This is a genomic window from Microcystis sp. LE19-10.1B, assembly GCF_027530565.1.
In the GTDB taxonomy this organism is placed as follows: domain Bacteria; phylum Cyanobacteriota; class Cyanobacteriia; order Cyanobacteriales; family Microcystaceae; genus Microcystis; species Microcystis aeruginosa.
In genome coordinates, this window is record NZ_JAPZQM010000723.1 from 1 (window position 1) to 19,330 (window position 19,330).

The window sequence follows — 19,330 nt, forward strand, 5'->3', positions numbered from 1 at the left end:
AATTACTGGTGCAAGTTGGCAATCTTGTAATGTACCGCAAGTCCTTCGTCATCGCTGTGCTTATCTAAATGGTTGCCTTTTTTAACTTTTTTATTGATCTCATTAAGCATTTCTACTTATTGCAAAGGTGAGATGCTCCCCAACGCGCCCAAGCTTATGTTAATTTAATTGAACAGTTGCTCACTTCTGCTGATGATGAGGAACTCAATAAGATTCTGCAAGCTAATCAGGAATTGATTGATCCCGAATTTTTGCAGGTGATGGAAAACTATGCAACAGGGTTAGAACAACAAGGAAATAATAATCCTGTTGCTTGGTTACGGAACATAGCGCAACAGTTGGGGCAGTTTCTCAACCCTCAAGCGAGAAGTATAGAGGAATATCAGGGGTTTTTATTAGAAGTATTACAAGCAGAAGCAGAGATTAATGATGGCCGTGCTATAATAACTGACAACGATTATTATTATAAAAATATGCAGTATAAAGTCAGTCTTAAGAAAACAGAAGAAGGATATGCTGTTTGGTGTCCCGGTTTACCCGGCTGTGCTTCTCAAGGTACAACAAAAGAAGAAGCTCTCAATAATATTCAAGATGCTATTGTGTCTTATTTAGAAGTTGCCGAGGAATTGAATCAAGGTGTAGAATCTTGTTATGTGGAAGTTGAATTAAATCATGCCTAGTCTTCCCGGAATTAATCATCAACGAGCCATTAAAGCCTTTGAAAAAGCAGGATTTAGGATTGTTCGACAGGGTAAACATATTACAATGACTGATGGAGAGCATATCTTAACAATTCCCAGAGCTAATCCAATTAATGCTTATACAATGGGAACAATTATTAAAGGTGCCGGAATGTCTATTGAAGAATTTAAAAAACTTTTGTGAAAGCATCGGATTAAGGTTATGGACGAAAAACGCACCCAAGCTTATCTAAATATCATCGAGTCGTTCTCTCGAAAAAATCACAGTCCATCACATAATCAGATCAATCACAGTACAGACAATGAATGAACAACACGCCCAAGCTTATGTTAATTTAATTGAACAGTTGCTCATTTGTGCTGATGATGAGGAACGAACTAATATTCTGCAAGCTAATATGGAATTGATTGACCCTCAATTTTTGCAGGTGATGGAAAACTATGCAACAGGGTTAGAATAATAAGGATACAATAATAACCATGCAGATTGATTTAACACAAAACTTTGGGCAATATCTCAATCCTCAAGCGAGAAATATAGAAGAATATGAGGTGTTTTTAACTGTTGGGGACATTGACAATAGGCTAAGGTGTTGTTAGTATATCCAACATGAAGGCTACCGCGCTCATTTGTCGTCGCGTCATCTTGGCCCCAGACGCATTCGCAGAAGTCCCTGTCTGGCCTGTTCCCCAACCAGTTCTGCCATCGGATCATCCTTACGTCATATACTTAAAAGTAGGATAAGAAATTGTTTAGAGAGTGATCCAAAACTTTAAAGATAAAGAAGCTCAAAAAGTTTTTGAACGTAAACATTCGCGTAAATTGCCATTAGATATCCAACAAGTGGCATTGCGAAAATTGCGGATGCTTAATCGTGCGGAAACCCTGCAAGATCTTCGTGTCCCACCAGCAAATCGATTGGAACGTCTGGTTGGTGACAGGGAAGGTCAATATAGCATTCGGGTTAACGATCAATGGCGAATTTGCTTTGTCTGGCAAAACGGTGATGCTCTAGACGTAGAAATCGTTGATTATCATTGAGGTAAAATAATGAATGAAGATAAACTAATGCCAATTCATCCCGGTGAGGTTCTTTTAGAGGAATTTATCAAGCCAATGAACCTTAGTCAGAATCAAATAGCTCTGGCTCTTGGAGTTCCTGAACAATGTATTAACGAAATCGTTCACGGAAAGCAGCCTATCACAGCGGATATAGCTCTTCGGTTAGCTCGTTATTTTGATATGTCACCGCGATTTTGGCTGGGATTACAAATGGATTACGATCTGGACGTTGTTGAAGATGAAATAGGAGATCAATTGGACAAAGAAGTTGCTGTAATGACAGTTATTTGTGCAGAAAAGTAATTTGTTTGATATGTTCTAAGGCAGAAACTTGGAATATATCAAACAAATTTGGCAGCGACCCCCCTTGACAATCACGAATATTTATTGTATCACGTTAAATCATAAGGTTGGTCTCTCTCAAAAAAAATCACAGTCCATCACATAATCACATCAATCACAGTACAGACAATGAATGAACAACGCACCCAAGCTTATGTTAATTTAATAGAACAGTTGCTCGCTTGTACTGATGATGAGGAACTCAATAATATTCTGCAAGCAAATCAGGAATTGATTGATCCCCAATTCTTGCAGGTGATGGAAAACTAAGCAACATTGTTAGAACAACGAGGAAATAATAATCCTGCGGCTTGGTTACGGAATATAGCGCAACAGTTGGGGCAGTTTCTCACCCTTCGACTGGTCAATACTGGATTTAGGGCAAACGCATCTAAATTCTAGATTCCTTATCTAATAAGACTTTCAGCGTTTCAGAAAAAATCAACCATGATCTCGAAAACCCTTATCCAGCCTACCTTTCAAAAATAAGATGCGTTCCCCCTGATACTGGATTTAGGGAGATTGTATTTTTTGAAAAGCTATAATATAATTAATTATGATTATTCAGATAATATTGTTCAATGACTATGACCAAAACTAATCTTGCCAAAAATCTCAAAGAAGCTTACCGAGTTTGTAATCTTGATCCTCTAAGGGGTGAAGCTATGAAACGATATTATGTTGATTTATCAAAAGTTCGCAATACCAAAGCTATAGGTCAAGTTGATACAATTCTTGAATTTCAAGAACCTGAAAAATTTACAACAATTTTATTTACAGGTCATCGTGGCTGTGGAAAAAGCACAGAATTAAGGCGAATTCAGGAAAGATGGCAAGAAAAATATTTTATTATTTATTTAGAAGCTGATCGGGAAATTGACATTGAAGATGCGCGTTATATAGACTTATATTTAGTATTAATTAAGCAAATTGAATATGAACTCAGACAACGAGGAATTAAGTTTGATGATGAACTTCTGGGTAATTTTGAAGCTTGGTTTAAAGATATCACAGAAGAAACAGAGGAAACCGTTGAGAAGTCTGTGAGTATGTCGGGAACTTTAGATGTTAGTTCCTCTCCCTTTCCTATTCCTTTTGTAGCTAAATTATTAGTGAAATTATTAGCACAAATTAAAGGGTCTGATAAACGTAAAAAAACAATTCGTCAAACCTTAGAACAAGATATTTCTCGCTTACAAGCTGATGTAAATTTTTTACTAGATGATGGCTTTAGAAAATTACAGCAAAAATTTCCTCAATATCAAGGATTTTTAGTAATATTCGACAATTTAGATCGAGTAACACCAGAAGTAGGCGATCATTTATTTTTCGATTATGCAGCACAGTTACAAGCCTTGGGATGCAATATTATTTATACTGTGCCAATTTCTACAATCTATTCAGCTAAAAAAGTCAATAATTTTTTCGAGAACTCTAATATTGTCCCGATGATCAATATCTACAATTTACAAAGAAATAAGCCCGATTTAGACTATCAAGAAGAAGCCTTAAAAGCTGTTGCTAAATTAATTGAAGTTAGGGTTAATGTTCAGGATATTTTTGCTAATTACGATGATTTATTAAGTTTAGCTAAAGCTAGTGGCGGTCATGTTAGACAACTAATGCAAATGATGAGAACTGCTATTACTTCAGCAAATGCAAAAGGCGGCTCTAAAATTGATAGTGAAGACGTACAAACTGCCATTAAACAAGTACAATTTGATTTTGAAAGAGTCATTCCTGATGAGCATTATAGTCATTTAGTAAATGTCTATTTAAACAAGGAAATTAATAACAATCAAATTGGACAACTTATGTTATTTAATACTTCTGCCTTAGAATATAATGGTAATGATAGATGGAACTATATCAATCCAGTTGTTGAATCTATTCAAGCTTTTAAAAAGGTATTAGAAAATGTTAGAAACTAAATCTTTCTCTATTTCTAATCGTCTATTTTTAGCAAAAAATCAGCAGAGATTAGCTGAGTTACTGACTTTTATTGATTTTGCGGAAGGATTAACTATTGGCTTTATTGAAGTTAACCGCAATGAGGAAGCTAACTGGATAGTTGAGAGTTTAATGAATAATTCTCAATGTCAAAATATACAATTTATTGTTTTAAATATAGATGATTCTCAGGTGCGTTTTTTATTAGATGAAATTTTAAACTATTTATCTAAAAATCCCCCTTTAGAAGATAAAAAGCAAGTGTTAATTATCAAAGGATTAGAAAATTCTATCGGATTTAAGGATTATCCCCCTATTTTACAAAATCTCAATTTTGTTAGAGACGCTTTTACTTATGATGTTCCTTATCCCATATTATTTTGTTTACCAAACGATACTATTACTATATTTGCTAGATTTGCCCCTGATTTTTGGGCTTGGAAATCAGGTATTTTTAAGTTTGAATCTCTACCAGAAGAAAAAAATATTGATCGTCAATTTGTGAATTTTGCTCGGGGTCTTGAACGAGATGGAGTATCAGAAACTCAAGCAAGAATTGATCTATTAACTCGATTATTTGCAGAGTATTCAGCAGAAAAAAATATATCTATGATGATAACAACTTTACAGCAATTAGGGGTTGCTTATTACCGTAGAGGAGAGTTGCAAAAAGCGGAGGAATCTTTGCTAGAAGCTTTGAATTTAAGTAATCAAATAACATCATTAGAACCGACAAAAGTAGCCACTCTTGAGACCTTGGGTTATGTATATAAGAAAGCAAAGAAATATGAGGAAGCAGAAACAATTTATCAACAGGTTTTGAATGTTTATTCTGAGCAAAAGTTTTCTCAAAAATGGGCTAAAATTCAAAATAGTTTAGGTAATGTTTATCTTGACAAGAATCAAGGCAGTAAAGCTGATAATTTAGAAAGGGCGATCTCTTGTTTTTATTCTGCTTTAGAAGTATATACCCGTGATAGCTTTCCTTCTGAATGGGCAATGACACAAAATAATCTGGGCAATGCTTATAGTAATCGCATCAGAGGGGAAAAGGCAGAAAATTTAGAGTTAGCTATTGTTGCTTATAACCTGTCATTAGAAGTATATACCCGTGATAGCTTTCCTTATGAATGGGCAATGACACAAAATAATCTGGGCAATGCTTATAGTGATCGTATCAGAGGGGAAAAGGCAGAAAATTTAGAGTTAGCTATTTTTGCTTTAAACCAGTCTTTAGAAGTAATAACCCCGACTGCTTATCCCATAGACTGTTTACAAACAGGACGAAACTTAGGGAATGCTGCTAACCTAATCGAAGACTGGGAAACCGCTATCAAAGGCTACAATTTAGCCATCGAAGCGTCAGAAATCATCCTACTAGAAGCATTAAACCCCCAACAACAACAAGAAATCCTCTCAGCCGCTATAGACCTTTATTATGGTATAGTTCAATTCTATCTCAACCTCAATAAACCAGATCGCGCTTTAGAATACGTTGAACGTAGCAAAACTCGCTATCTAGTCCAATTGCTTACGGAACGAGATATCTATCCTAAAGGTAATATCCCCCAAATAATTATTACCGAATTAGATCGCCTCCGTCGTGCCATTATTGGCGAAGAACAACGGTTAGCCATCCAAGAACAAACCCGCAATAGGGGAGAAATTTTACCCCTAGATCAACAAAGACAACCCATCTTAAATGACTATACTCACCTCAATCAATTAAAACAAGAATTAAATCAACTAATTGACCGAGAAATCACCCCCATAGATCCCACTTTTAGCTTAACTCAAAAGGTTGAAAGCATTCCTCTAAGTGAGATTCAATCCTTGATTGATCAAGATACTGCTATTTTAGAATGGTATATTGCAGGGGATAGTATTATGGCGTTTATTGTTACTAATGAGGGTTTGATCCCCCCTAACCCCCCTTCAAAAGGGGGGAATAGTGAGGTGAAAGGGGTTAAAGTTTGGCAATCTTCAGCAGAAGATCGAGAAAAATTGATTGATTTTATTAAGGATTATCGTGATGCTTATGAAAATAATAAAACCGCGTGGATTAATAATCTTAATGATTGTTTAAATCAACTATCAGAAATTCTCCACATTGATGAACTTTTAGAACTGATTCCTAAATCTTGCTCTCGTCTCATCCTAATTCCCCATTGGTTTTTACATATTATTACCCTTCATTGTTTACCCCTAAAAGATGGACAATTTCTCTATCAACGCTTTTCTAATGGTGTAGGATACGTTCCCAGTTGCCAACTCTTAAAACTGGTAAAATTATCACAGCGAGAAAACTTTACTCGTCTTTTTGCCATTAAAAATCCCACCAGAAAAGACCTAAAACCACTCTTAGGAGCAAATCTAGAAATCGAGAGAATTAGTCAAGGATTTGCTGCTGAAAAAACTATTATTATTGGTGAATCAGAAGCATCAAAGCAAACCCTAGAAAACCGTCGTCAAGAATTACAAGCATCCCATTGTCTTCACTTTTCCTGTCATGGTAAATTTGATAATGAATCCCCTAGAGATTCCGCTTTAATGTTAGCAGATCCAGATAGTAACTTAGGAGAATCAGCTAACCTAACTTTGGCAGAAGTATTTGAGAAATTTGATTTAAGAGAATGCCGTTTAGTCACACTTTGTTTTGGTGAAAGTGGTATAATCGAAAGTAATGCTAATAGTATTAGTGATGAATATGTGGGTTTACCGAGTGGTTTTCTATTTGCAGGTAGTTCTAGTGTAGTTAGTACCCTTTGGACAGTAGATCCCCTAGCAACTACGTTATTTATGACTAAATTTTATCACGCCCTTAAACGGATTTCTATCCAAGATCAAGGAAGTATTGCCATTGTTTTAAATCATACTCAAACTTGGTTAAGAACATTGAATAGTAAAAAATTAGCCAGAATTAAAAATAGTCAAAAATTCCAGCAATTACTCGATCGAGTCTTTGAGAGTAAACGGGATAGAAGAAAATTCCAAGACTTATTAGAAGCTGCGGTTAAACGTGAACCCTATCCCTTTGCTAATCCCTATTATTGGACTGCATTTATCGCTACAGGGGTTTAATCTATTGTTCCTTGAGAATACAATTAAGTTGAGGTATTCTCCCCCCTTTTTAAGGGGGGTTGGGGGGGATCACTTTGATTCAAGAATCAGGATAATTTTGACAAAATTTATCCAGTCCTTGATCCTGAATATAAACAGCAACTATAGCAGATAAAATTCCCGCGACTTGCGGAGGACACATCAAATATCCTACAATAATACCTGTTAAAGTAGGGATAAGTGCGGGTAAATATTTTTCTCGCAACTTCGGTTGACAAATAGAATCCCGACATTTATTAAGAACAATAACAAACCAACGAAAATCAGCATTATCTTCTACCCCTTCAATCCCGTTACGAGTGGCAATAGACTCAGCAGCATCTGCTAAATCTCCCTCCCATTCCTCAATAACATCAAGTGCAATTAAAGCGTTCTCATTGTCCGCAAATTGAATACGGTACTGAGCAATTTTTTCCGGTGTTAACTGCGTTGTGTCTGACATAATACCATCCTTAAAGCTAAAACCAATTTTTTCCCATTATCTCACCTTATAATCGTCTCGTCGCTAAAGTTTTTGACTTTACCGATGGCAAGTTAATCCGGTCAAGATTAGCTTAGAAGACTAAGAATAAGCGAATTTTTGGGGTGATAATTTACTTTTGTCAAAAATCATTACATATTCGCAACAAAATACACTTTTTTGAGCAAACTAATATACCATACTTAGACAAGGCGATCAATTATTTTGTCCCAAGAATTACGCGCTAAACTTATCTCCTGTTATCCCGAAAGTCAGGAAAAAGAGTAAGTCTTAATGAAGATGATTTCTGAACATTAATCAATTGAGGATAGGGAGAGGTTGCTAACGGTCAATATTGCCACCTGAATCGCTTTTTCAATGGCCTGTTGTTTGCTTTCTAAACTAATCCCTTCCTCTTTGTTTCTTTCGGCAATCACAGCACAAACACAAGCGGCAGTAAATCCATAAACCCCCGCCATTTTAAATAAAGTTCCCGCTTCCATTTCATAATTGAGAATATTTAAACGTCGATATTCTTCCGTGATTCCCTCTAAATGGCGCTGAAGATAAGGGTTAGCAGAAGACAGGATTCTTTCCTGTCCTTCATAAAAACTATCCACAGAAGCGGTAATACCTACATGATAATTTACTCCCAAAAATTGAGCCGATTTGACTAGAGCAACTGTCAAAAAAGGATCCGCCACTGCGGGATATTCCGGAGGAGCAATATCATTAGCTGCACCTTGCCTACATAAAGCCGCTTGGGAGATAATAATATCACCAATTTTTATTCTATTTTGAATTGCGCCACAAGTACCAATACGAATAATAGTTTTAATTCCCACCTGTATTAATTCATTAACCACAATACTCAAAGATGGCGCACCCATGCCACTGGTAGCCAGAAGGATTGGGGTAGAATTATCTAGATAGCCAAGATAACTATTTAATCCCCGATAATCCGATAGTAAACGTGCATTTTGTAAATAAGTTTCAGCAATATAGCGCGAGCGTTCTGGTTCCCCCGATAATAGGGTGATAGTCGGTTTTGCCGTGCCTAAATCCTCACTGCTAAAGTTGAGATGATAGGGTTTTTGGTGAGATAAGTTATTGGACATTTAAATCAAATTAAGAGCAGTTACTTTGGTTAAATAGGCTTTTAGTTATTATAACAACTTTAGGTTTCAATTAAAATTAAATATTTAATTATTGACAAAAGAGAATCAAGCTTAAGGACGACTATTGATATTAAGTTCTTGCACTAATTCGTGTACTGTGGTTGAGGGATTGGCATCAAAAGGATGTTTTTTGGCTTCATCTCTATCTTGAATAAGTTTTGCTGCATTAGTGATTGCTGTTGTCTGGTATGGCTTTAATTTTTCGTACATATCCTCTCGATTTTTTGCATATTGTTCTTTTTCGTTTAATAATTTACACTTTTTCATCTGAGTATTTAAAATTTTTGGGTATTCACTTCGGGATGTGGCAATATCCAGATATTGAAAGTGTAAAATAAACCAAATTTCAAAAGCTTCATTAGAATAGGCAATCTTGATATTGTTTTCTTTAGCCAGTCTTTCTGCTTGATTAAATTGCTCTTTAGAACAGTTATCTTTATCAAAAACGCACCAGATTTGATCAAATGAGTCATCTTTGTTTACATTATCTATAATCTTAATAGCTTTGTTGACTAAACTCAAGCTATTTTTACCTTCACCTTTCACCCTAACTTCAATTTTCTTAGGAACAGTAAAAGCCTTAAAATAGTTAACTTCAGTTTTTTCTCCCTCGCAAATAATTAAAAATCTTTTTCTTGTTTCTCTAGTCTTAGTTTGGCGACGCAAATAATCAGAAGTATTCCTATTTTTACCCATACTAATTACCAATAATTGTACTTAAATCACCAATAAAAGGTATTGCTCCATAACGACCTTGAATATAATCTTTTTCAAAGGTATTATTATTATTAATATCAGCAAATTCCACCAAAGAATATAAATCTGTTGCTCCTTGATGATTTTTTTCGGTAAACCAAATTTGATCCCTCCTCAAAAATTTATGACTAAGTAAATTAATATCGTGAGTAGTAAAAATAAGTTGAGCATTTTTGGGATTAGTTTTCTGAGAATTAAATAATTCGATTATACTTCTAGTCATTAAAGGATGAAGTCTGGCATCCAATTCATCAATTACTAAAACTTCCCCTCTTTGCAAAGTGTCTAAAATCGGTGCTGACAGAGCCAAAATCTTTTTAGTTCCATCAGATTCATGATTGTCCATATCAAAAATTTCTAACTCAATCATTTTACCTGTTGAGTCATACTTTGGATGATAGGTTTTTATGGTAGCGGACTTTATTTCACCGCTAGAGTGACTGATGATATTTCTGACAACATCCGGTAAATCTTGCGGGAGACTGTCTAAGGAAATTTTTCTGGTTTCTGTTTCTAGGTTGAGATTGTCAATACTTAAATCTAATTTTTTAATTAACTTAGTTACATCATCAATCAAATCTTGTCTATTAGAAAGATGCTCAAGCGTAATCGCTTTTAATAATTCCACATCTAACCCAGACACAACACCTAAGTGACTAAACCAAGAGACAATTTCCACCGCTAGAGAATTATTAAATTGAGCCGCTAGTGATAAAAACAGAGTATTTTTTTTTGTCAATCCTCTTAGTATATTACCTTGTTCAATATTTTTGCTATATTCTATTTTATCGCCTTGCCGATTAAAAATTTTAGTTTCACGACTTCTGGGTGTACAAAATAACCATTCGGAAACTACTCGCTTTTGAGTTACTTCAAATCCATATCTATAAGTTTTATTTTTTAGCTGAAAAACTATTTCAAAAAAGGATGGTTTATCAACAGTTTCGGTACTTAATCTAAAGTCTTCCACATCTATTTTGTCAGTGATTTGTAATTTTGCAGAATTCATGACAAACCGTCGCATAAAATTGAATGCCAGAATTAAATTACTCTTACCACTGGCATTTGCTCCATAAATAGCGGCACTTTTCAGTAAACTAATTTGTTGATTAACCTTAAAAACATTATTTTTATCAAGCTCATCATTACCGTAGGCCTCCTCTGCAGCTACCATACTGAGAGTGACTACATCTTTAAAAGAGCGATAATTGCCGACACTAAATCCGATGAGCATTGCATATTAACCCTAACAGTCTCTAAGGAACAAAGGAGACGATACTTTTATTTTATGCACTTGTTGAGCATTTGAACAAGAATTATCCTCAGAATCGGCAAACAATCACAGGAAAAAAGGTAAGGAATTGATTTCCCTTACCTAAGAATTGTACACTTTTGACAACAAATTTACACTTTTGCTGACTCTTTAACTAACTTATCCCAACCCAATTCCTTGAGGTTATTGTTGCGACGCAGGGGACGAGTAGCTAATTCTAAAATATCTCGCGCATTGGTAAAACCATGAATTTGAGCAAAAGTAAATTCTACCGACCATTTAGTGTTAATTCCCCGCGCTTCTAAGGGATTTGCATGGGCCATTCCTGTAATCACTAAATCGGGTTTTAACTCGTAAATGCGCTGAATCTGATTGTAGTTATCAGGTTTTTCGATGATTTTCGGGATGGGAACACCCATATCATTACAGGTTTTTTCTAGTAATGCTAATTCGGCTGCTTGGTAGCGTTTATCCATGTAGGGAATACCGATTTCATCACAAGTCATCCCGCAACGAATTAGGAAACGTGCCAGGGAAATTTCTAGTAAATTATCCCCCATAAAGAAGACCGATTTACCGCGCACAAGTTGCAGATAATCCTCTAAACTTTCCCAAATTTTTGCCTCTCTTTCTTCTAATCCCTGCGGTTGTACTCCCAAAACAGAACAGATTTTTTCTATCCAAGCGCGGGTTCCATCCGGACCGATGGGAAAGGGTGCGCCAATTAATTTACACTTACGACGACGCATTAAAGTGGTGGCAGTTCGTGATAGAAAAGGATTGACACCAGCGACATAATAACCTTCTTCAATTACCGGTAATTCAGTAAAACGTTTGGCAGGCAACCAACCATCAATTTTAACTCCTTGTTTTTTCAATTCTAGGGTTAAATTGGTCACAATCGGGTCGGGAACAGAACCAAATAAAACTAAAGGAGGATGGTCTTTATATTCCGATTCTTCCTGTTTAATTTCTTCTTTTTTACGTCCAAAAGTTAAGAGTTTCTGGATGGCATTCCGTTCTTCTTTTTCATCTTCGTGCTTAACTTTTTCGGGACATTTATGCACCATAGAAGCGAGGACGGTATCTTCCCCTTGGGTAAAGGCATAATCTAAACCATTAGCGCGCGCTGTCACGATAGGAATACCGATTTCTGACTCTAGTTTCGGTGCTAATCCTTCTAAGTCCATTTTGATAATTTCGGTGGTACAAGTACCGATAAAAACGATAACGCTAGGGTTTCTATCTCGTTTAATTTGTAAGCAGAGGCGTTTTAGTTCTTCGTAGTCTTTTAGTTGAGCGGAAATATCCCCTTCTTCTAATTCAGCCATAGCATAACGTGGTTCAGCAAAAATCATCACCCCCATAGCATTTTGCAGGAAGTAACCACAGGTTTTTGTGCCGATAACAAGGAAGAAACTATCTTCGATTTTTTGGTATAACCACGCAACACAGCTAATCGGACAAAAGGTGTGATAGTTGCCAGTTTCACAATCAAATTGTAAAGCGCTCGGTTCTTGGGTTGCGGTCATGTTTTTGGGTTCTCCTTTAACTTGGTTTATTTAGGTTTTCTCGTTGTAACTCTTGGCGGATTTTTTGCAGTACAGGATCCTCAGTAGGATATAAAGAATTACTTAATTCTCTTTCTTTCTTTTCTAGTTGTTTTTTCTCAGGATCAAAATTTAATCCTAAAACTTCTAGCAGTTTGTCTCCATCGGAATTAAGCTGACAAAAGGGATACATCCACACTGATAATTGAGATTCTAAAACGGTCATTGCACCTATAATGATGTCGGAATTCGGACGTTTACCACCGTCGGGAGTTTTTCGCCACGAATCTTTAGAATCCATTAAAGACTTAATCCACGGTTGATTGTTTTGGTAGTAATCTAACCATTTATCTGGTAAGATTTTTAGCAATTCCTCAAAAATAATTACTTTGTTTTTTTCGACTGATAATTGTTTTTCTCGGAATCCGTTGAGATATTCAGTGTGCGAATTAGAAATCAGTAATTCTTTTTCCGATTTTTCCAACTCCTTTTTTTCAGAATCAAAATTTAGTCCTAAGACTTCTACCAGTTTGTCCCCATCGGAACTAAGTTGACAAAAGGGATACATCCACACTGATAACTTAGGTTCTAAAGCTGTTGCTGCCGCTATAATTATGTCAGCACTAGGACGTTTACCACCGTCGGGAGTTTTTCGCCACGAACCTCTGGAATTCATTAAACACTTAATCCAAGCTTGATTATTTTGGTAGTAATCTAACCATCGCCGCGGTAAGCTGGCTTTTAATTCCTCAAAGTTGCTCATTTTGTCCCCTTGACTGAATAATAATGTTCTCTCTATTAGAATTCCCAATGAGAGGAAAAAATGATCATTATCAAGTCCTCGATAAAATTCGTGGGTAGGGTGGGTTAGGCGACGATAAGTTAGGCTATTAACTAATAAGTTAATTATTCACTGTAACCCACCCAGAAAAAGAGTTTATTGGTGGCTTTTGGTGGGTTACGCTGTCCCTAACCCACCCTACAAAATAATCTAAACCATCATTAGATCTAATTCCGCCTCGGCGTTAACTTTCGGTTTATCGGCATTAAGATAGAAATCCGATAATAAAGTGAATAATTCCCGGTCGGCAGATTCTTTGGGAATAACTCCTTCTGGTTTGGCTAAAATCTGATCGGCAATGTTGAGATAATAGTCACAAACATAACTTAACATCGGATCCTTGTCGGCCATTTCAAAGAGAGTTTGACCTTTAACTCTGGAGACGCGAATATCTTCAATTAAGGGTAAAACTTCTAACACTGGCATGGGAACATGATCTACATATTTATTAATTAAATCGCGTTTTGAGGTGCGATTACCAATTAATCCGGCTAGTCGCAGGGGATGGGTGCGCGCTTTTTCTCGGACGGAAGCGGCGATGCGATTGGCGGCAAAAAGAGCGTCAAAGCCGTTATCTGTGACAATTATGCAGTAATCGGCGTAATTTAAGGGTGCGGCAAATCCTCCACAGACCACATCCCCCAAAACATCGAACAAAATCACGTCAAATTCATCAAAAGCGTTCAATTCTTTTAATAATTTCACCGTTTCCCCGACGACGTAACCGCCACAACCGGCACCGGCCGGGGGTCCCCCTGCTTCCACGCATTTGACACCACCGTAACCGTCATAGATAACGTCTTCAGGCCAGATGTCTTCGTAGTGAAAATCTTTTTCTTGCAGGGTATCGATGATTGTGGGAATCAGAAAGCCTGTCAGGGTGAAGGTGCTATCATGCTTGGGGTCACAGCCTATTTGTAGTACTTTTTTGCCTCTTTTGGCTAAAGCGGCCGAAATATTACAGCTTGTTGTCGATTTACCGATGCCACCTTTTCCGTAGACTGCGAGTGTTAAAGGCATGGAAGTTCTCCTAAATGTGCGCTTGAATGGTGAGTTTGTTTATCAGTGCTTTGATCCCAATTATTGACCATCTCCCCACCCCTTGGAAAGAGGCTCAATTTTTATCTGCTATAGCTAGAGTGAGATTGAACGCTTAAAAATTATATAAATAATCTTTTAGAGCTTATAAAGTTTTTTAAAGTCATAAAAACTTATAAAAACAGCTTTGTTTATACATTTACTTTAAATACAAACAATAAACAAAAAACCACCAAAGCTTTACAAAAACTCGATAAACAGGGTTTTACCGTGGCAAACCAGAACAAAAAAGGTCAAGATAGAGGCAGTCTAGAGACCGATGTCAGATTTTCGTGAATAATCATTACAATTTTCCCCGTCAGCAGATTAAATAAATCGATCCTGAGAAGGATGCTGAAAAAAGCTGTAGTACAATTAGAACAAAGTACCTGTAGGGTTTCCCATGCGAGTTAAGCAAAAAACGCTGACTACACTCTTATTAGAGAATAAGGCTCCTAAATATCGTCCTTTTCTGGGGTTTTTTCTGGCTGGGTTTCCTTTGCTGTTTTTAGCCTATGTGGTTTCTTTCCAGCGCGCTTATCTCAACTGCATGAGGTTAGGCACAAAAAGAATAGATTGTCAATATGTCCAAGAGTATAATTTTCCTGTTTCTAGTCGGGAAAATTTTTCTTTAACTCACATTAAAGCTACGGCTGTCTATCAAGAAGTTTTTATCAGTGTTGAGCAGAAAAAAACTGTTAATAACACGGTTTTATTGGTCGGGAGAAATAACTATCTCTACATCGAAAATTTTCGGGATGTGCAGTCAGCTAGTGATTTTAAAACTCGATTTGAGAGTTTTGTGAATAGATATCAAGCTCAGGAAATTATTGCCAAAAGTCCCCTAGATACCTTGTCAGCACTGCTAGAACACCACCATAATTATCCCTATTATCTCTGGGGTATGTTATGCTTATTGTCAGGTCTGTTATTACTTTATGATGTCAGCTATTGGGAGAGTTATGTCTTTAATCAGGGTACCGCTACCCTAACCCGTAGGCGACAACATTTAACTTTTAGAAGTGAAAGTGATTATCTTCTAGAGAGAATTGTTGAGGCAAAAGTAGAAGAGTACAAAGGCTTTTTGGGGTCTAATTACCGACGGATTATTTTAACCTTATCCAACGGGGAAAAAATTATCCTCAATTGCAGGTTATTGGAATCTATCAGTAACGGAAAAAGGGAAGAAAAAATTCTGGCAATGATTGCCGAAAAGTTAAACTTAACTCAAGAGTAAGTGTTAATCTAAGTAAATGCGCTCAAATTCTAGTTATTTAAAGTCTCTTTTTTTCGGTTTCCTATTAGTGACCGTGTTAGTTTATATATTGCGCGGCATGGGGATATTATCTTTTTTACCCGGAGGATTAATTTTGTTATTAATTCTCTCTTCCATGGTGACGGGAATTATCTACGGAATCGATAAAACCCGCCGTTTTTAGGAAAATATTGGCTCTTACGAGAAGAGCCGAACGGTTCTAACGTCAATGTCAAGATTGCGGTAGTTACAGCGTTTCTCAGATAGATGAGGTTCGTTCTTGCGTCTAAAACACTTGATTAGCAAGGATTACTGTATGCTTCACCTTTACGAGAAAGGTTGTAGGGTTTGCTGAATAAATCTGATACCAAATCCCTTTTTAATAGTGTGATTAACTCTCAAGTTATGAATTGTTTTTCCCCACACCCCACACCCCACACCCCACACCCCACACCCCACACCCCACACCCTGTCCCCATGAAAAACTTTTTCAGCAGACCCTAGTTAGTTTCTGAGCAATCCCACTGAGAAAAATATCAGCTGCATCTCCTATTTGTGCTATGAGATGCAGCTATTGCCAAAGGTTAACACCTAGGCTAATTAACCCGGGACTAAAGAAGATTTGAACGCAAAAATTTTCTCGATTACCTCTTCTACCACCTTATCAGGAGTGGAAGCGCCAGAAGTCACTCCGACGACAATTTTTCCCTCATTTAACCAGTTATCGGTGATAATTAAATCGTCCCCTAAAGGTTTATGTTCGATGCGATTACCGGGGAGAATGCGCTCGGCACTATCGATATGATAGGAGGGAATGGCACGCTCGATCGCTATTTCCTGTAGGTGAGTGGTATTAGAGGAATTATAACCGCCAATTACCACCATTAAAGAAAGCGGTTCTTTCACCAGTTCAAACATGGCATCTTGACGCTCTTGAGTGGCATCACAGATGGTATTAAAACTCATGAAATGATCTTTAAAATCGATCGGTCCGTACTTTCTCAACATAGTATGCTCGAAGAGTTTGCCAATTTCCTCCGTTTCACTTTTCAGCATCGTGGTTTGATTGGCAATACCGATATAATCTAGATCGCGATCGGGATCGAAACCCTGGGAATGGGCATTTTTAAACTTCTCTAAGAACTCATTTTTATCGCCACCGTGGAGAATATAATTAGCGACATAATTAGCTTGATCCAAATTTAAAACGATCAGATAAGTGCCAGCAAAAGAGCTAGTGGCGATCGTTTCTTCGTGATTATATTTGCCGTGAATAATCGAAGTGTGGTCGCTTTTTTTGTGTTTTTCTACGGAATTCCACACCTTAGAAACCCAGGGACAAGTGGTATCCACAATCATGCAACCCTTGTCGTTAAGTATTTGCATTTCCGAGACACTAGCCCCAAAAGCAGGTAAAATCACCACATCCCCCGATTCCACCACACTAAAGTCTTTTTGGCCATTTTCCACCGGAATAAAACTCACGGCCATGGAGCGCAGACGCTGATTAACCGAGGGATTGTGAATAATTTCGTTAGTAATCCAGAGACGTTCCTGGGGAAAATGTTGACGAGTTTCGTAGGCCATGGCGACAGCGCGTTCTACCCCCCAACAAAAACCAAAAGCTTGAGCGAGATAGATCGTCACGTCACCCCGTTCTAAACGATAATTATTTTCACGAATTTCTTGGATCAGGTCGCTTTGATACTCATTGGTCATTGCATCCATTACTTCCTCTTTGTGACCGAATCCCTTGCGGTTATAGTTATCCGATTGCTGTAGGGTGCGTTTAAAGGATTTTGTATCCATGATTCTCTGATAGGGGTATTGGTGGCGCTAAATTGGGCGAGACAGTAGCTTGCCATATATTAAAAATACCTTATCTAGTCAGCGCAGGAGGCTTTTAGAGACTAGAGAGAAATTCCTCGTCGATATCGTAACCAAACTGTTGAGCGAAAAATTTTAAGCGAGATAAAGCAGGAATTTGCTGACTTTTCAGCCAATCAGACAAAATAAAGAGTTTTTGCATCACAAAAATCTCTAAAGCTTCGGGGTTATATTGAATTCCTTCCCCGCGATGGAATTGATGGGGGACCAACATAGCAGCATAACGGGCGATTTCTCCCTGTTTTGGGTCAAGAATAAAGATTAACCAGGGATAAACCGCATCTAAACGCAGAAACCACAGCCTGACTTCTGGTATCTCTGATAATTCCCGCATATCACCCTCCGCACGAGGATAATCTATCTCTAATTGTAGAGCTTGTTCCAGTTCTGCGATCGCTGATCGGGACTGATAATCTTGAATAATAGTCTCTAAAGATAAGAGATCGAGATTTTGGATTTGATTGGGGTTAAGAGCGATTTTGACAGTCATAGGGGCAAATAAAAGGTTATATCGGGCGAAATTACTGTTTTTTATCCCTAGATCGACAATGATATATCTCAGAAAATACTCTCGATCGGGACAAAAAAACTAAGTTTGACTATTCTCTCACTCCGGAGCGAGAGAGGGAAACTGGACTAAAATCCTCATGATTGGATTTCTCCGACAATTTAACCTCCCTTGCACACCGGGTTTTTTAGATTGATAACTATTAGGGTGATATTGTCCTCGTTTGCTCATCAGTTCCCCATGGGTTCTTACTTCGCTAATTTTACCGTTTTCGAGAACAACAATGCGATCTGCCAGTGGACAAAGAGCTAACCGATGACTAATGACTATTGATAGATTTCCTATTCTCCACTGGCAGCAAGGGAGCCAGTCTTTCACTCAAAAATGAGCCGTGCTAAGGATAATTATTCTAGAGAATTTAACCCTTTTTATCTTAACTTAATTAGGGGTTTCTGAAAAAGTAGGGGCGAAGCATTCGGACAGGAAATCTACGGTTCAGCGATAGGTTATGCCCGAATGCTTCGCCCCGAAGATACAAGGTTTTGGACCACGATTCTCTCAAAATCTTGCACCTAATATTCCCCTAAACCCCTTACCTTGTCTATATTTAACATTTATTCAGCAAGCCCTAATTAAGTACAATCTATCGAGATTATCAAAGAGAGTGATATCGGGGAAATTAGCTACTTTATCAATTACTTTACCCCAGACAAATCCTCGAACTCGATCGCACAAAGAGGCAAAGAGTAAACCGGTAATCGTGCTGAGGGAATCGGTCAACAAGCTAAGGAAAATTAATCCGCTTACACTTGCGACTACCTTTAAAACAAACAACGGTTCAGTCTTCTCTGACGAACAATACACATTATTACAGTCCCCGGCACTCGAACCAGGAATAAAGGTACAATAGAACTGTAGAGATCTGGAGGGTTGCTATGTTTACACACAACTTAGATGACAAAAAACTGTCCCTCGATCTAGAAGGGAAAGCACCGCAAAAACTCACCTATCGTTCACCAAAAATCTACCACCTCGATCGCCCTAGCAATTTATCAACAGAAAGGAATTCAAGGACTGCGGGATTTAGAAGGAAAATTTGCCCTCGTTATTTTTGATGGAAGTCCTGCGGCAACATTCCCTAGGCATTGCTGATGTCGAAAGTGGCAGTCGCATCGGCAGTTCCCTAGCTGTGATCCCATGGTTGCCACCAAGCAACTGAAATAGGACGGGGATATCATCCCAGAGCGGGAAGGGAAACTGGACTAAAATCGCCAAGGTTTGGATTTCTCCTACAATTTAATCTCCCCTGCACACCGGGGGTTTTTTAGTCAGCAAACCCTAACTAGGGACAAGAATAAATTAGTCAATT

The 19,330-nt window shown here is 37.5% G+C and carries 22 protein-coding genes; 12 read left to right on the forward strand and 10 right to left on the reverse strand.

The window, feature by feature from the left end:
- The first annotated feature begins 473 nt into the window (after nt 1-473).
- The 8 genes from O9332_RS25660 (at nt 474) to O9332_RS25695 (ending at nt 7,137) form a co-directional block, all read left to right on the forward strand.
- The gene (locus O9332_RS25660) at nt 474-680 is read left to right on the forward strand and encodes a type II toxin-antitoxin system HicB family antitoxin (protein WP_039900529.1); all 207 of its coding nucleotides are present in this window, start codon (nt 474-476) and stop codon (nt 678-680) included.
- Nucleotides 673-885 (forward strand): type II toxin-antitoxin system HicA family toxin, encoded by a 213-nt coding sequence (locus tag O9332_RS25665; RefSeq protein WP_002759169.1) that lies wholly within the window; start codon nt 673-675, stop codon nt 883-885. Before O9332_RS25660 ends, O9332_RS25665 begins: the two co-directional genes overlap by 8 nt.
- Nucleotides 886-1,003: 118 nt before the next feature.
- Nucleotides 1,004-1,162: a hypothetical protein gene (locus O9332_RS25670; RefSeq protein ID WP_288027896.1), complete on the forward strand. Its 159-nt coding sequence runs from the start codon at nt 1,004-1,006 to the stop codon at nt 1,160-1,162.
- Nucleotides 1,163-1,461: 299 nt separating this feature from the next.
- A complete protein-coding gene (locus tag O9332_RS25675; protein ID WP_002740810.1) occupies nt 1,462-1,743 on the forward strand; it encodes a type II toxin-antitoxin system RelE/ParE family toxin in 282 nt (93 codons plus the stop codon).
- Between the two features lie 9 nt (nt 1,744-1,752).
- A complete protein-coding gene (locus O9332_RS25680; protein WP_036399402.1) occupies nt 1,753-2,067 on the forward strand; it encodes a HigA family addiction module antitoxin in 315 nt (104 codons plus the stop codon).
- 168 nt (nt 2,068-2,235) lie between these two features.
- Entirely contained in the window at nt 2,236-2,376 is a 141-nt protein-coding gene (locus tag O9332_RS25685; RefSeq protein WP_288027899.1) for a hypothetical protein, read from the forward strand.
- 311 nt (nt 2,377-2,687) lie between these two features.
- Nucleotides 2,688-4,037: an ATP-binding protein gene (locus tag O9332_RS25690; RefSeq protein ID WP_353853441.1), complete on the forward strand. Its 1,350-nt coding sequence runs from the start codon at nt 2,688-2,690 to the stop codon at nt 4,035-4,037.
- Entirely contained in the window at nt 4,024-7,137 is a 3,114-nt protein-coding gene (locus O9332_RS25695; protein WP_288027903.1) for a CHAT domain-containing protein, read from the forward strand. The genes O9332_RS25690 and O9332_RS25695 overlap by 14 nt, the downstream gene beginning before the upstream one ends.
- Nucleotides 7,138-7,216: 79 nt before the next feature.
- Here the strand turns inward: O9332_RS25695 and O9332_RS25700 are convergent, their stop codons facing one another.
- From O9332_RS25700 to bchL, 7 genes are all read right to left on the reverse strand, one after another.
- Nucleotides 7,217-7,618 carry a hypothetical protein gene (locus O9332_RS25700; RefSeq protein ID WP_288027905.1) on the reverse strand — a complete coding sequence of 134 codons (402 nt, stop codon included), beginning with the start codon at nt 7,616-7,618 and terminating at the stop codon, nt 7,217-7,219.
- A gap of 332 nt (nt 7,619-7,950) precedes the next feature.
- Nucleotides 7,951-8,754, reverse strand: coding sequence for a nucleoside phosphorylase (locus tag O9332_RS25705; protein WP_288027907.1), 804 nt, complete (start codon nt 8,752-8,754; stop codon nt 7,951-7,953).
- 111 nt (nt 8,755-8,865) lie between these two features.
- Nucleotides 8,866-9,510 carry an RloB family protein gene (locus tag O9332_RS25710; RefSeq protein WP_288027908.1) on the reverse strand — a complete coding sequence of 215 codons (645 nt, stop codon included), beginning with the start codon at nt 9,508-9,510 and terminating at the stop codon, nt 8,866-8,868.
- 1 nt (nt 9,511) lies between these two features.
- The gene (locus O9332_RS25715; protein WP_502846664.1) at nt 9,512-10,804 is read right to left on the reverse strand and encodes an AAA family ATPase; all 1,293 of its coding nucleotides are present in this window, start codon (nt 10,802-10,804) and stop codon (nt 9,512-9,514) included.
- Nucleotides 10,805-10,974: 170 nt separating this feature from the next.
- On the reverse strand, nt 10,975-12,375 hold the full coding sequence (locus tag O9332_RS25720; RefSeq protein WP_002740797.1) for a ferredoxin:protochlorophyllide reductase (ATP-dependent) subunit N: 1,401 nt from the start codon (nt 12,373-12,375) through the stop codon (nt 10,975-10,977).
- Nucleotides 12,376-12,391: 16 nt separating this feature from the next.
- Nucleotides 12,392-13,156 (reverse strand): DUF5331 domain-containing protein, encoded by a 765-nt coding sequence (locus tag O9332_RS25725; protein WP_288027910.1) that lies wholly within the window; start codon nt 13,154-13,156, stop codon nt 12,392-12,394.
- Between the two features lie 228 nt (nt 13,157-13,384).
- Nucleotides 13,385-14,254 carry a ferredoxin:protochlorophyllide reductase (ATP-dependent) iron-sulfur ATP-binding protein gene (bchL, locus tag O9332_RS25730; protein WP_002773281.1) on the reverse strand — a complete coding sequence of 290 codons (870 nt, stop codon included), beginning with the start codon at nt 14,252-14,254 and terminating at the stop codon, nt 13,385-13,387.
- 460 nt (nt 14,255-14,714) lie between these two features.
- On the opposite strand from bchL, the gene O9332_RS25735 reads away from it, so the two are divergent.
- The 3 genes from O9332_RS25735 to O9332_RS25745 all read left to right on the forward strand — a co-directional run bounded on the left by O9332_RS25735 (nt 14,715) and on the right by O9332_RS25745 (nt 16,070).
- A complete protein-coding gene (locus tag O9332_RS25735) occupies nt 14,715-15,548 on the forward strand; it encodes a hypothetical protein (protein ID WP_072926227.1) in 834 nt (277 codons plus the stop codon).
- Nucleotides 15,549-15,564: 16 nt separating this feature from the next.
- Nucleotides 15,565-15,750, forward strand: a complete 186-nt coding sequence (locus O9332_RS25740; RefSeq protein WP_002759150.1) for a hypothetical protein — start codon at nt 15,565-15,567, stop codon at nt 15,748-15,750.
- Between the two features lie 164 nt (nt 15,751-15,914).
- On the forward strand, nt 15,915-16,070 hold the full coding sequence (locus O9332_RS25745; RefSeq protein ID WP_288027912.1) for a hypothetical protein: 156 nt from the start codon (nt 15,915-15,917) through the stop codon (nt 16,068-16,070).
- Between the two features lie 96 nt (nt 16,071-16,166).
- Here O9332_RS25745 and O9332_RS25750 read toward each other — a convergent pair whose 3' ends face one another.
- The 3 genes from O9332_RS25750 to O9332_RS25760 form a co-directional block, all read right to left on the reverse strand.
- Nucleotides 16,167-17,375 (reverse strand): 4-hydroxy-3-methylbut-2-enyl diphosphate reductase, encoded by a 1,209-nt coding sequence (locus O9332_RS25750; RefSeq protein ID WP_002759149.1) that lies wholly within the window; start codon nt 17,373-17,375, stop codon nt 16,167-16,169.
- 94 nt (nt 17,376-17,469) lie between these two features.
- Nucleotides 17,470-17,943, reverse strand: a complete 474-nt coding sequence (locus O9332_RS25755) for a CRR6 family NdhI maturation factor (protein ID WP_002759148.1) — start codon at nt 17,941-17,943, stop codon at nt 17,470-17,472.
- A 636-nt stretch (nt 17,944-18,579) separates the two neighbouring features.
- Nucleotides 18,580-18,741, reverse strand: a complete 162-nt coding sequence (locus tag O9332_RS25760; protein WP_288027915.1) for a hypothetical protein — start codon at nt 18,739-18,741, stop codon at nt 18,580-18,582.
- 316 nt (nt 18,742-19,057) lie between these two features.
- Here O9332_RS25760 and O9332_RS25765 point away from each other — a divergent pair, with 316 nt between their 5' ends.
- A complete protein-coding gene (locus O9332_RS25765) occupies nt 19,058-19,180 on the forward strand; it encodes a hypothetical protein (protein ID WP_283160069.1) in 123 nt (40 codons plus the stop codon).
- Nucleotides 19,181-19,330 lie beyond the last annotated feature (150 nt).